This is a genomic window from Paenibacillus provencensis (assembly GCF_042678545.1).
Taxonomy (GTDB): domain Bacteria; phylum Bacillota; class Bacilli; order Paenibacillales; family Paenibacillaceae; genus Paenibacillus; species Paenibacillus provencensis.
Genome location: NZ_JBHTKX010000001.1, coordinates 972972 through 986435, shown reverse-complemented (window position 1 = coordinate 986435; position 13464 = coordinate 972972). Strand labels below are relative to the sequence as shown.

At 45.6% G+C, this 13464-nt stretch carries 12 protein-coding genes; 3 read left to right on the top strand and 9 right to left on the bottom strand.

Going from position 1 to position 13464, the window contains the following annotated elements; genetic code table 11:
- Genes ACFQ3J_RS04655 through ACFQ3J_RS04640 form a run of 4 tightly spaced genes read right to left on the bottom strand, consistent with a single transcriptional unit; the run spans window position 1 to window position 3783 of the window.
- On the bottom strand, window positions 1–1485 hold the full coding sequence (locus tag ACFQ3J_RS04655) for a sugar ABC transporter ATP-binding protein (protein ID WP_251581411.1): 1485 nt from the start codon (window positions 1483–1485) through the stop codon (window positions 1–3).
- A gap of 28 nt (window positions 1486–1513) precedes the next feature.
- Complete coding sequence (gene rbsD, locus ACFQ3J_RS04650; protein WP_091157109.1) at window positions 1514–1909, bottom strand: D-ribose pyranase; 396 nt, start codon at window positions 1907–1909, stop codon at window positions 1514–1516.
- Window positions 1910–2797: a ribokinase gene (gene rbsK / locus ACFQ3J_RS04645; protein ID WP_251581409.1), complete on the bottom strand. Its 888-nt coding sequence runs from the start codon at window positions 2795–2797 to the stop codon at window positions 1910–1912.
- Window positions 2797–3783, bottom strand: a complete 987-nt coding sequence (locus ACFQ3J_RS04640) for a LacI family DNA-binding transcriptional regulator (protein ID WP_251581406.1) — start codon at window positions 3781–3783, stop codon at window positions 2797–2799. Before ACFQ3J_RS04640 ends, rbsK begins: the two co-directional genes overlap by 1 nt.
- 155 nt (window positions 3784–3938) lie before the next feature.
- Here ACFQ3J_RS04640 and ACFQ3J_RS04635 point away from each other — a divergent pair, with 155 nt between their 5' ends.
- On the top strand, window positions 3939–4967 hold the full coding sequence (locus ACFQ3J_RS04635) for a hypothetical protein (RefSeq protein WP_251581404.1): 1029 nt from the start codon (window positions 3939–3941) through the stop codon (window positions 4965–4967).
- Between the two features lie 84 nt (window positions 4968–5051).
- Window positions 5052–5318 (top strand): hypothetical protein, encoded by a 267-nt coding sequence (locus ACFQ3J_RS04630; protein ID WP_251581402.1) that lies wholly within the window; start codon window positions 5052–5054, stop codon window positions 5316–5318.
- Window positions 5319–5401: 83 nt separating this feature from the next.
- Here ACFQ3J_RS04630 and nasC read toward each other — a convergent pair whose 3' ends face one another.
- Both nasC and nirB read right to left on the bottom strand, forming a co-directional pair.
- Window positions 5402–7561 carry an assimilatory nitrate reductase catalytic subunit NasC gene (gene nasC / locus ACFQ3J_RS04625; protein WP_251581401.1) on the bottom strand — a complete coding sequence of 720 codons (2160 nt, stop codon included), beginning with the start codon at window positions 7559–7561 and terminating at the stop codon, window positions 5402–5404.
- A gap of 44 nt (window positions 7562–7605) precedes the next feature.
- A complete protein-coding gene (gene nirB, locus ACFQ3J_RS04620; protein WP_251581400.1) occupies window positions 7606–9627 on the bottom strand; it encodes a nitrite reductase large subunit NirB in 2022 nt (673 codons plus the stop codon).
- A gap of 670 nt (window positions 9628–10297) precedes the next feature.
- Here nirB and ACFQ3J_RS04615 point away from each other — a divergent pair.
- The gene (locus ACFQ3J_RS04615; protein WP_251581399.1) at window positions 10298–11530 is read left to right on the top strand and encodes a nitrate/nitrite transporter; all 1233 of its coding nucleotides are present in this window, start codon (window positions 10298–10300) and stop codon (window positions 11528–11530) included.
- 138 nt (window positions 11531–11668) lie between these two features.
- Here the strand turns inward: ACFQ3J_RS04615 and ACFQ3J_RS04610 are convergent, their stop codons facing one another.
- From ACFQ3J_RS04610 to ACFQ3J_RS04600, 3 genes are all read right to left on the bottom strand, one after another.
- The gene (locus ACFQ3J_RS04610) at window positions 11669–12091 is read right to left on the bottom strand and encodes a cupredoxin domain-containing protein (RefSeq protein WP_091157127.1); all 423 of its coding nucleotides are present in this window, start codon (window positions 12089–12091) and stop codon (window positions 11669–11671) included.
- 259 nt (window positions 12092–12350) lie between these two features.
- The gene (locus tag ACFQ3J_RS04605; RefSeq protein WP_091157130.1) at window positions 12351–12536 is read right to left on the bottom strand and encodes a toxin-antitoxin system HicB family antitoxin; all 186 of its coding nucleotides are present in this window, start codon (window positions 12534–12536) and stop codon (window positions 12351–12353) included.
- An 18-nt stretch (window positions 12537–12554) separates the two neighbouring features.
- Window positions 12555–13409 carry an SPFH domain-containing protein gene (locus tag ACFQ3J_RS04600; RefSeq protein WP_251581398.1) on the bottom strand — a complete coding sequence of 285 codons (855 nt, stop codon included), beginning with the start codon at window positions 13407–13409 and terminating at the stop codon, window positions 12555–12557.
- Between the last annotated feature and the right edge of the window lie 55 nt (window positions 13410–13464).

Genomic DNA, 13464 nt, shown 5'->3' with positions numbered 1-13464 from the left:
TTATTGCCCTCCTGTTGCTAACGTCATAATTTTCTCTTGTGTAGCTTCATTGCGGCTGAGCTCTCCACTGATATGTCCCTCGTGGACTACGATAATCCGATCACTCATACCGAGTACTTCCGGCAATTCAGAAGATACCATGATAATGGCAACCCCGCGGTCAGTCAGCTCATTCATCAGCTGGTAGATTTCCCGCTTCGCGCCTACATCGACGCCGCGTGTCGGCTCGTCAAGGATCAGTACACTCGGTCCGATACCTACCCATTTAGCAATAACAACCTTCTGCTGGTTACCACCCGACAGATTTCTGGCCGCCGTTTCTGATGATTCTGTCTTGATCAGAAGCCGTTTGATGAGTGTATCCACAAATTCCTTCTCTTTCTTGCTGGAGATTAGACCTGCTTTGCCACTGAAGCTGAATAGATTAGGGAGCACCATATTTTCACGAATAGAAAAATCAAGCACCAGACCTTCATCCTTACGATCCTCCGTTATAAAGCCAATACCGTGCTTCACTGCATCATCAGGCTTACGGATATTCACCTTCTTGCCCCGGACCAACATCTCGCCACTATGAAGGGAATCAAGTCCAAACAGGGCACGCATGATTTCAGTTCTTCCTGCCCCCATCAGCCCTGAGAAGCCCACAATTTCACCAGATCTGACGCTAAAGCTTACATTATCGAAAGCATCTTTGCGACCAATGTTTTTCACTTCCAGCACGACCTCACCCGGCTTCGGGCTTCTAGCAGGATAACGTTCGGTGAGTTCACGGCCAACCATCTTCCGGACGACTTCTTCAAAGCTTGTTTCCGGTATTGGCTTGGTGTCCACGGTCTTCCCGTCACGCATCACCGTAATTCGATCGCAGATCGCAAAGATCTCCTCCATCCGGTGAGAGATATAAACAATGGAAACACCTTGTTTGCGAAGGGAGTTAATGACAGCAAACAGCTTCTCAATCTCACGTTCTGTCAGTGCGGCTGTCGGCTCGTCCATTACAATAACCTTGGCATTGGTCATAAGCGCTTTGGCGATCTCAATCATTTGCTGCTGTCCTACCGAGCACTCTCCCGCTTCCTGATCCAGTGGTATGCTGACAGCAAGCTTTTCAAACTGTGATTTTGCCAGCGTTTTCATTTGTTTCGTATTTAAAAATCCTACTTTACTGGTCAGCTCCTTGCCGATAAACAAATTCTCAAGAACTGTCATATCTGGCCAAATGTTCAGCTCCTGATGGATAAAGGCGATACCGAACTGCTCTGCTTCTCTAGGATTAGAAAAATAAGTTTCCTTCCCATCAATCAGAATCGTTCCTTCGTTCCGCTCATGTAAACCGATCAGGATATTCATCAGTGTAGATTTACCTGCCCCATTCTCCCCCATGAGCGCATGAACCTCACCTTCAACCAGATCAAAATCCACACCAGTCAGCACATTATTCGTGCCGAATGACTTATGAATTCCTTTCATTTGAATATGCATGTATGATTCCCTCCTCGATGTGGATCTGTCAGAAGTAAACACCGGACTGTAAAATGCAATTTGCATAAGGCTTTGCCTCACCTGTCCGAATAATAACCTTAGCATCCTGTGTCAGCTGCTTGAACAACTCATGCGAATGATATTCCACCAGCTGATTGGTGAATTTCTCTTCTATATATTGCAGCGCTTCCTTATTTTCAGATTTAATCTCTTCAGCCAGAATTACCTTCTCAATCTCCATATCTTCCGCAATGGCTTCAACCACTTCCATAAAACTAGGCGTACCCAGCTTTATGGAAAGGTCAATCTTGTGAACACCCTCTGGAACAGGAAGTCCTATATCGGCAATGACGATTTGATCGGTGTGTCCGAGATCTGCAAGCACTTTAGTAATATGGCTATTTATTATTCCTTGCTTCTTCATTTACAAGCTCGCCTCCACTTCCTCACGTGTCGGCATTCCGCCTTGAGCACCAAACTTCATGACAGACAGGGATGCCGCACGATTAGCGAATTTGATGCTATCTTGCAGGGATTGCCCTTCTGCCAGAGCAACAGCAAAGGCCGCATTGAAGGTATCTCCTGCACCGGTTGTATCGACAGCTTCCACAATATAACTCGGAACCACAATCTCCTCTGTTCCGTCATAGAAACGAACTCCGTTCTTCCCTTCGGTGACAAACAGCTTGTTCGGATACTTGCGAAGCGAATCATGCACGCTGGCTCCATCAAAAATGATTTTGGCTTCATGCTCATTAGGTGTAATATATGCTGCCTTCTCTATCAGTTCATCGCTCACAGGCCGGGCAGGTGCCGGATTTAATAAGAGTGGCACGCCAAGCTTAATGCACAGCGCTGCAACATGCTCCACCGTTTCTTCGGGAATTTCCTGTTGAATGAGCACGATGTCCGAGTTCCTGATTACTTCAACCGTCTGATCCACATAAGCGGGTGTCACCTCATCGTTCGCTGCTTTTACAAAGACGATACTGTTGTCACCTTCTGCCAAAATAATATGAGCCGTTCCACTTTCCATATCTGTAACCGGTTCCACATAGTCGACGATAACACCATTTTGTTTAAAATTGTTCAGGATGATTTCGCCGTAATGGTCATCACCCACACGCCCGATCATCGTAACCTCAGCACCGAGTCTGGCTGCAGCGACAGCCTGGTTAGCCCCTTTGCCTCCCGGCACGGTCTTGAAAGATTCTCCAAGCACCGTTTCTCCTGCACCAGGGCGTTTATTAGACGTCACGACGAGATCCATCGAGGAGCTGCCAATGACCGTTACTTTTGCTTGTTTACTCATTAGTTTCGTGCCACCTTTCGGGTTGTATTCCGTTCTATATACTCAACGGGAAACTGAATATAGTTCTCCATATTATGTTTGTTATCAATTAAATGGATTAACAGCCGGGCAGCTGCTCTTCCCATCTCATATGCAGGCTGTCTAATGGTTGACAGTGCCGGTGATAACAATCCGCTGATTGGAATATCATCAAACCCGACGATCTGCACATCATCTGGTACTCTCCTGCCTCGCTTTACGGCTTCATGAATCACTGCTATCGCTGCCAGGTCATTACTCGCAATAACCCCGTCCGTAGAAGGATAAGTATCAAATAGGTTCTTCGCCAGCACATCTACATTGTGAAAAGAAAAGGTGGAAGTCTGGATGACATGATAATCCATTCCTGCTTCTTCGAGAGCTTCTACTGCTCCCTGATATCGATCTTGAGCCGGTTTGACATGAGCAGGACCTTGCATGATCGTAACTTCTTTGCTGCCTCCGGCAATAATCGCTTCTGCTGCAAGTCTGCCTCCCTGTCTTCCATCTGCATATACCGAAGGTTTATCATGCGATGTCCGGTCAAGAAATACGACAGGCAGGCTGAAGGATGTGTACGTATTTGTATCCGGATTATTCGTCAGGGTAATCACACCGACCACATTATTTTGCGTAAACGTTTGCAAATAATCCAGTTCCTTCTGCTCATTCTCATCACTGTTTCCGATAATGATACGGTAATCATTCTCCCGCATTTCATCTTCAACACCTCTGGCTACCTGTGGGAAGTAAGGATTCGTAATGTCCGGAATCAGCAGTCCGATAAGCTTAGACTTTCGTTTATATAAAGATCGCGCTACTTCATTGGGAGAATAATTCAATGCCAGAATGGCATCCTCCACTTTCTTGCGTGTATCCTCATGAACATAGCCTGCGCTATTAAGTACCCGGGACACGGTGGCCACTGATACACCTGCTTGACGTGCTACATCTTTAATTGTTGCCATTTCTGTCACCTCGACTATGTGTAACCGGTTACAGGTCTAAGATAACATAGATTATCTCTTGTTGCAAGCTCAAAAATCTCCATCTATATTCTGTCATATTATTTCATGTTAAGATGGAGGTAAGCTTTAAGTTTATGGATAGGAGGTACTACGCCATGGGATTATTTAGAAAGATCACTTCCCTATTTGGTACGAATGAACACAAGCCTAATCGGAATAAGAGGATTGAAGCACCTGAATTTGTATACTCCCCCAACTTACCCGAGCAATTAGGAATCGTCATGTCTGTTCATTCGTTGAACAGATTAGCTGCTCGTCTCGAAGAAGCATTAGATGATACATATATGAATCAGGTGAAAGATAGAGTCATGTCCAAGCATCGCTATACCGCTGAGAAATATAACTGGATGCTTCTTGAATTAAAGCGTTACTTTATTCTCTGCTCTGTACTCAAAAATGTGCCTATGTACAGTAATGATACAGACGTCATATGGCATGAAATGCTGATGTTTACACGAGACTATGAGGATTTCTGCCGGAAATTCACCGGTGATTTCATCCATCATCAGCCGCATACTGTACAGCCAAGCGAAGCCGAGTGTGAGAGTGAAAGAGCTTGGTATGATCTCATATACAGTCGTCTTTTCATAATTCATCCGGAGAATGAGCAGTTATCCAGCCCTTTCTTCAAGCATCCTATGGAGGATGAGGTCCTTAAGAGACTAGAATATGATGCGAACGACGAAGTGATCACTTCCAGACTGCGAGCAACGAATGACCCGGATGTGAAGCAGCTTCAGGAGGAGCTGCTGCTTACGCTCAGCCACCAGATCAGAGAAGCCCATTTGCACATGGATGACTTGTTAAGACAAGATTCGTTGTCCGCAAAAAACAAACAGAATACCTCACCGAATTTGTTAAGAAACAATGCGGCGATGGACCCTATCCTCTCGATCTTGCTCGTATCTGCTGCTGCTTCTCATTTGTTCGAGGAAGCTCCACCTTCTGAGGAAGAGCTTCGCAAAGCGCAGGATACCAGCGGTGGCGGAGGATATTACGGCTCCCATTCGAATGAACATGAACGCTCTGACTCCGGTCACTCGAATGACACATCACCAAGCGATACCTCGGGAGGCGATTCGTCTTGTGGAGGTTCATCCTGCGGAGGGGGATGCAGCAGCTGAGTGCGTAGAAACACTCTTCTGTATTAGATGTAATATAGAGTTCTGTGTCTAAACAGTTATGTGCCTGTATAAAGGAGTGATGAGATGATTGGAAACAAAGATCAATTCATCTTTGTTCTTTTACGAAGAATTTTTTCTCGATACAAGGTTAGTATCTACATGTCACATAAACAAGAACATTTCTATTCAATCATTCACAAGCTAAACAGCCATCATGTTGATTTTAGAACACAAATAACGGATACCGGTTCCTCTGGAGTCAGTTTGGGCGGATTATCCGCACAGTATGAAATTTTCATTAAGAGTAGCGACAAGCATTTAGCTGAAAAAGTGATTAATAATAAAATATAACTTCCGCATCAAAGCTTTTCTCTCGAATCAAAGGCTCCTCTCAGCTAAGTGCTGAAAGGAGCCTTTTGTATTTTTATTTAACATTAATAACTCATTTCTATTCGCACCGCTGTCGTTTTGAATCCCGGCATTTTACAAAAAGGGTCCAGTTCCCCGCGTGTGGCACGGTTCACATTTTGAACGCCTCCCCAGTGCATAGGCACAAACAGGGTGTCCTTTCGGATCTGTTCATTGAAACGGCACCGTACCTGGAATTCACCATATCGAGAAGTGATTCTTACCCAGTTCTGTTCTTTAATCATATAATGACGTGCCGTATCTGGATGAATTTCTACGAAATTTTCTACCTGTCGCGATGCAAGTCCCGGACTCAGCCTTGTTTGTACTCCTGTCAGATAATGAGACAGCACCCGGCCATTGGTCAGCATAAGAGGGTATTCCTTTGACAAACTTTCTTTGATCATTTTACTTTCTTCCGCTGTAAACACCGCTCTGCCATCGGCATGTGCAAATCGATCTTCGAAAATTCTACCTATTCCCTCTTCGTCTACCTCAGGACAAGGCCAGTACACTCCTTCCTCCTTCCGCAGTCGATCATAAGTGATGCCGTAGTAATCGGCGATACCACCCCGGCTGGCGACTCTAAGTTCATTGAAAATTTCTTCTGCCGAAGTATAGTCGAAGTATTTGCCTTTACCCAGAGCCTTTGCGAGCTCCCGAAGAATCTCCCAATCATGTCTGCAATCTCCTGGGGGCTTCGTGACTGCTTCACGCAGGAGTACCCGTCCTTCCAGATTCGTGAGGGTACCTGTGTTCTCTATATAGGAGCTAACCGGAAGAACGACATCGGCCAAGCGCGCCGTTTCAGATAGAAACATATCCGCTACGGCCAAGAATGGTACCTTCTCCAGTGCTTCCTCAACGAGTGTTGCGTTAGGGTTCGAAACAATAGGATTTGAACCCATCACGAACAGCGCTTCAATGTCTCCCGAATGAACGAGCTCCATCATTTCATAGGCGGATACGCCTTTTCTAGGAATTTCACCTTCTTCAACACCCCATACGGAAGCAATGTAATTCCGATCCTGCTCATCCTCAATGGAGCGGTATCCAGGAAGCTGATCCGCCTTCTGACCATGCTCCCGGCCACCCTGTCCGTTCCCTTGACCTGTAATCGCTCCGTATCCGCAGCCTTGTCGGCCGATCTTCCCTGTAACGAGCAGCAAATTAATAAAATGTCTGACCGCGAGGTGCCCATCTGTCTGCTGTTCCACTCCTCTGGCCGTCAGCACCATACCTGTCTTCGCCTTGCCAAACATGTCAGCGGCAAGCTTCAGATTTTCTACGGATACTCCGGTGTTTTCCGTGATATACTCCCAATCGAGTTTATCAAGATAAGCCGTCAATTGTTCATAGCCGTTCGTTCTATTTGCAATAAATGCTTCATCCAACAGCCGCTGCTCCCTCAGCCATTTCAGCATTCCGTCTGCAAGCAGCATATCCATGCCCGGACGAACGGCAAGATGGAGGTTTGCCATAGCTGCTGTCGATGTTCTGCGCGGATCAATGACAATAATCACCGCACCCTTTTCTTGAGCTCTAGTAAAATACGGCATAAGTGTAGGCTGGCATTCCGCAATGTTGGTTCCCGCGAGTATGATACATTTTGCATGCTCAATATCGGCCAAAGGGAAGGTTAGACCCCGATCCATTCCAAACACCTTAGCACCTGCCGATGCAGCAGCAGACATACAAAATCGTCCATTGTAATCAATATACTTGGTGCCGATGCCAATACGCGCAAATTTGCCGAGCATATATGCCGTTTCATTTGTCAGTGATCCACCACCGTATACGCCGACCGCATTCTTAGGAATAGACCTTATCTTGTCCGCAATACACTGAATCGCTTCATCCCAGGAAGCTTCCGTAAGTTTACCGTCCTTTTTGATTAGCGGAGCCGTAATTCGTCTTGCGCTTGTCGTATGCTGGTGAGCATTCATGCCTTTGACACAAATTCTTCCTTCGGAAGCTTTGTTCAGGGTCCCTTTGGATTCCGTCACATACTGCAGTACACGTGTTGTCGACTTAGAGACAAGCTCGCGAGATTCAATCGTCACCTCCGCTTTACACTGTACGCTGCAGAATGGACACTGCGTCGTTGCATGATGAACTGCACCTTGCAGCACCGAAGCTGTTTCTTGCTTAGAATTCGATACTCCTGATGAGCTAGCCATTGTCATGCTGACTCCCACTCCTTTTTTATCTGAACATCCAGATTCGTCGTTTATGCATATTCCAGCTGCTTATGTTCCATCTCCATGACCCGTTCTCGAATGCTCCCGATCCCTGTCCGCTCAACCCATTCCCACATTTTCTCGTTAAACCAGCCCTCTGTGCTATAGAGCTCCACTGTGAATTGAGCAGCACGTATGGCCCCTTCTCTGGTGTCCGTCAGGCATAACAGCTGTCCCTCCGCTACCGGATGCCGTGCATGACCTCCCACGTAAATCTCGTATCCAGCGGGACACGCTTGAATGGCAATATCATGAAGCTTTATCCCGAATACGGACTCCGCTTCCTCTGAGGCAGCAGCATATATTGAAGCAGGAACCCGCTGCTTAGAACACCAGCTTAGAAATTCCTCAAATGTATCTAACGGTAAGGAGCAATGCTGAGCTTCTTGAGATCGGTTTCGCTCTATGTAGTATGAAATCGTATCTTCACAGGTGCGGCATCCATCTATATGATCTGCAGTTAAATCAAGTGACTCACGCACTTCTGTAGATGATATAGCTCCTATAGTACTAATGAGTTGTATCAACTCCTCGTGTCCGGCTGACATGCAGGAGCAGATGCTATGATCTGTGACTGATTCGTGTTCTGCACCGCTGATTGGCATCGAAGCACCTGACAGCGTAACCTTCACAATCGCCTCAAGCATGGGCCTGCACCCACCGCATGATCCAGATGCCTTCGTCTTCTGCTTGATTTCATCCGCAGTCGTTAGACCTTCTTTTCCCATCACCTTCACGATCGCTGATTTGGATACTTGGTTGCAGGCACATACCGTCTCTCCTCCCGGCATCGAAGCAACAAGAGCCTCCATCCGGTTTTCGCCTGCAGGTGCAGATTGCATTGCCGTCAGCTCATGGACATCCGCTTGATGTTTAATGTATCCGAGCAAGGTCTGGGATTCGGTCGTATCTCCATATAAAATAGCTCCAATAAGTTTACCGTTACGCATCGTCACTTTTTTATATTTAAATTGCAGACGATCATATTCCTGAACTGCTACGCTGATGTCTGGTCCAATCTCACCAACAGAGAATAGATCAACACCGGAAACCTTCAGCTTGGAGTAAGGAATCGAGCCCTGATAAGCTTCGGTTGTTATATGACATAGCTTACGTGCAAGGACTCTTGCCTGATCGTATAGAGGCGCTACCAGTCCATAACAGATCCCCTGATGCTCGGCACATTCTCCGACGGCATAGATATGCTTATCACTTGTCTGCATGAAGTCATCGACGATAATCCCCCGGCTCACTGCAAGTCCGCTATCTCTCCCGATGTCCACATTAGGACTGATTCCTACAGCAAAAACAATGAGATCCCCCGTCAGCTTACTTCCGCTGGCAAGCCGAATTCCCTTGGCCCTGCCGTCTCCGATAATTTGAACGGTTTGTTGTCCAAGGCGGAATTTCATTCCTTGTGCTTCCAGCTCTGTCTGCAGCAGTCCTGCGGACATCGGATCCAGCTGTCTATTCATCAGATACGCAGCATTGTGAATAACTTCCGTTTCCATACCAAGGTTCAGCAGCCCTCTTGCAGCTTCCAGCCCAAGTAACCCCCCGCCAATCACAATGGCTTTCTTGAATTCCCTTGCGTAATCCATCATCAGGAGACAATCATCCATACTTCGAAAAGCAATAACGCCCTCCTGATCACTTCCCGGTATAGGCGGTATGAAGGCTGATGACCCCGTTGCAATCAGCAGATCATCATAAGTCAACTTCATTCCAGAAGAGGTTTCTATCTTTTTTTTCTTCCGATGAATCCGTGTGACCTTCTCTCCCGTGTAAAGTTTGATTCCGTTCTGTTCGTACCAAGTCCAGTCATGAATAATTATATCTTCAAATGAAGTTCCACCTTGCAGCACTTTGGACAATTCGATCCGATTATAGTTCGGTCTCGGCTCTGCACCAATCACCGTAATTTCATAAAGCTCATGATTTAGTTGAATGATCTCCTCTATGCATTTCATGCCTGCCATTCCGTTTCCAACGACAACCAACTGTTTCTTCATCTAGTAAGCCTCCATCCCTTGCCTATCTCTGTAAAGAAACCACGATATTGAATTCTGTTTCACGAAAATGAACAAAAAAGCCCCTTTTCCATGGTAAGAAAAAGGGGCTGCGCTGCCTCACGAAACAGCACTCCGTTGTGCTGAACTTATATATAAGAGAATATAGGACACCCGATCTCGTGTCAATATATTTAACACAAAATACTTTCAAATGATTACATTCATCTTTTTCAGGAAATTGCGTTAAGTATCTTGACATAATCAAAAGCAATTTCTATAATTCAGTGTACAGTCATTCAAACAGAGTACATATGTGATTCACAATGAAGTGAATCATGTGTCACGGCAATGAGGCCGCAACTCGAACCCTTGATTAGGGGCGAATTGCGGCTTTTTTTGATGCGGTTGAGTTTCGAGATTCAGAGCGGGTCTTAACAGCCTGCTGTTAAGCTCCAACACTTTAATGGATCTTAACAGCCTGCTGTTAAGCTCCAAACTTTAATGGATCTTAACAGCCTGCTGTTAGGATCCAACACTTTAATGGATCTTAACAGCCTGCTGTTAAGATCCAACACTTTAATGGATCTTAACAGCTACCATAATAGATCGATCCGGATAATTATACTGTTTATCCCCGATTTGATCTAAAAGAAAAAAAGGAGAGATTAGGATGGAGAAAAAAAGTTTCTGGAAAAGCGGGCATAACCCCACACTCTTCGGCGCATTTTTTTATTTTGACATCAGCTTCATGATCTGGGGTTTGATCGGCCCGCTTAGTGTTGTCATTGCAGGAGATTACCCCATGGATGCGGCTCAAAAAGCGAATCTGGTTGCACTTCCGGTATTAAGCGGCTCCATACTCAGACTGCTCTTCGGGTATCTGACCGACCACATTGGTCCTAAACTTACGGCGCAGATTGGAATGATCGTTACCTTAATCCCCTTGGTTCTCGGCTGGCAATGGGTCAGCTCACTGGATCAGCTGTATGTTGTTGCCCTGCTCCTTGGTGTGGCTGGCGCTTCCTTCGCTGCAGCGCTCCCGCTTGCAAGTCAGTGGTATCCAAAAGAGCATCAAGGCCTAGCAATGGGAATTGCCGGAGCAGGTAACAGCGGAACTGTACTCGCAACACTATTTGCGAATCGGCTTGCTACACATTTTGGAAGCTGGGAAGTCGTATTCGGACTCGCCATAATTCCCATCGTCATCGTATTTATCATCTTCACCATCTTCGCCAAGAACAGCCCGAATCGTCCTGCACCAAAAACCTTTGCTCAATATGCTAATGTCTTAAAACAAAAAGATGCAGTCATTCTCTGTTTATTTTATTGTGTTACCTTTGGTGGTTTTGTTGGTCTATCCAATTACTTAACGATCTTCTTCAATACTCAATATGGTCTATCTGCTGTACAGGCAGCCGATATTGCAACATTCTGTATTATTGCAGGCAGCTTCTTCCGGCCTGTTGGAGGCATGCTCTCTGACCGCTTCGGAGGTACTCGAATTCTGACATTCCTCTATGCAGGTGCTGCTCTAATGCTGGTAGGCGTTTCATTCCTGCCCCCGCTTCCGGTCGTTGTCGTACTCATGTTTATCGGCATGATGTGCCTTGGAGCCGGTAACGGTTCGGTGTTCCAGCTTGTTCCGCTAAGGTTCGGCTCCGAGATTGGTCTCATGACAGGCATTGTCGGTGCAGCCGGAGGACTAGGAGGTTATGCTCTACCGCTTCTTCTCGGAAACCTATACAAATCTGTCGGAAGCTACACTCCTGGATTCTTGATTCTAAGCATCGTCGCTGCAGCTGCTTGTATTCTCGTCGTTGCCATGAGCCTGCAATGGAGAAAAACATGGCTGCAAAAACAAGGCAATAAGTCTGCTGCCATAGCTGCAGAAGTAAACGCATAGATTTCAAAGTTACGAATTAATTTCATAACTTATCAAATATTTTGTACTCAACAAGTAAATCATCATAAACATAATCAGCTGCAGAAAAAAGAAGCAGTAATCTTATCCTAAACAATAAGATACTGCTTCTTGCTTTTGTCATTTAACAGTCAGCGTTCCAAAGGTCATATACATTCCGCAATTGAAATTGTAAGTCCCCGGCTCAAGTGTTGTATCAACGGTATAATAATTATCGCCTTTTTCCAAATATTGCAGCATATCAAAATCCTCAGAGACAAGGCTGGTAATATGAGTAAGGTTCGTTACCTTCTTAAAATTAATCTTCGTTGGTACCCCCTGCTTCACTTCAATGTGACTTGGAGAGAACCCCTGATCATTGATTTCAACAGTTACGACCTCATAATTGCTTAGATCCTCTTCTTCTTGTACAGTCTGTCCTCTGTCTAATGCAGACGGCACCATGCTGTTACCTTGGAAGAATATGATCAAACCACCTATAACAAGAACGGCTGCAAGCCCAATTGCCAAAAACGGCCACCATTTCACTAGCTTTTTGTTCATACGTAAACAAATCCTCTCGAAAAACATCAGATGTAATATGTCCTATATCTTAAGGATAAACCATATTTTCAATGATCTAAATAACCCTTTGTAGCTATTTCATTACATTCTTTTGTCTAAAATAAAAACATTATGTGAATGAAGCCTTAACATGAGGAAAAGAGAAGCGTCATCTAAGGACAGCTCCTCTTCTTCCTATTCCATATTATACACGTAAGTATTAAGGCTTAACCTAACTGATGCCAATCTGCGCTTCTTGTCACTGTTCGTTATTGTCAGTAATCCGCTTAGGGCCAGGTAGTCTCCCCGCATCTCTTAGAGCTTCTCTTAACAGAAACTCAATATGACCATTTACGCTTCGGAATTCATCAGCTGCCCAGCGCTCCAAAGCCTCATACGTAGCCTGGTCGAGGCGGAGAGGGAAGCTCTTCTTCTTACCTGCCATTAATGCGGCTCTCTCTCATTAATAGAGTGTGCTAGTGTTAATGACCGGCTGGGCAGAACGATCAGAAACGACAGCAACAAGCAGATTATTAATCATCGCAGCTTTGCGTTCCTCGTCAAGTTCAACAGCTCCTTCTTTCTCAAGCCGTTGAATCGCAAGCTGAACCATCGTTACTGCACCTTCCACAATTTTCTCCCGAGCAGAAATAATGGCAGATGCCTGCTGTCTTTGCAGCATCGCGCTTGCAATCTCTGTAGAGTATGCCAAATGTGTCAAGCGGGATTCACGTACATTAACTCCTGCAATCTCCAGCCGAGCCTGCAGCTCATTCGTTAACTCCATGGCGATCTCTTCCGCATTGCTTCTTAGAGAGAAGCCAGCTCCATCGAGATTATCATAAGCATATTTACTTGCCACATGGCGCAGAGCGGTCTCGCTCTGAATTTCTACAAAGGATTCATAATCATCCACTTCAAACAACGCCTTCGCTGAGTCCACTACGGAGAAGACAACAACGGCTTCGATCTCGATTGGGTTCCCTTCCACGTCGTTCACCTTCAGCATCGAGCTGTTGAAGTTACGGACACGAAGCGAAACCTTCTTCTGTACCGAGAGCGGAATTGTCATATAAAACCCACTATCGCGGATAACTCCCATATACTTACCGAAAAATGTAAGCACCATCGCTTGATTCGGCTGGACAACCGTCATTCCCGTAGCCAGCAAGACAGCAACTGCAGCAAGAATGGAGCCGTTAATATATCCGGCGGTTTCACCAGTAGCAAACGCATAAACTCCTGCAGCAATTAACACAAGAACAACAAGTAGGCCTACAAATCCATTTATACGAAATGCTTTTCTCTCCTGGAACAATAAACATCACCACATCTTTCCGCAATATTATTTTGATATATTTATGATATCACTT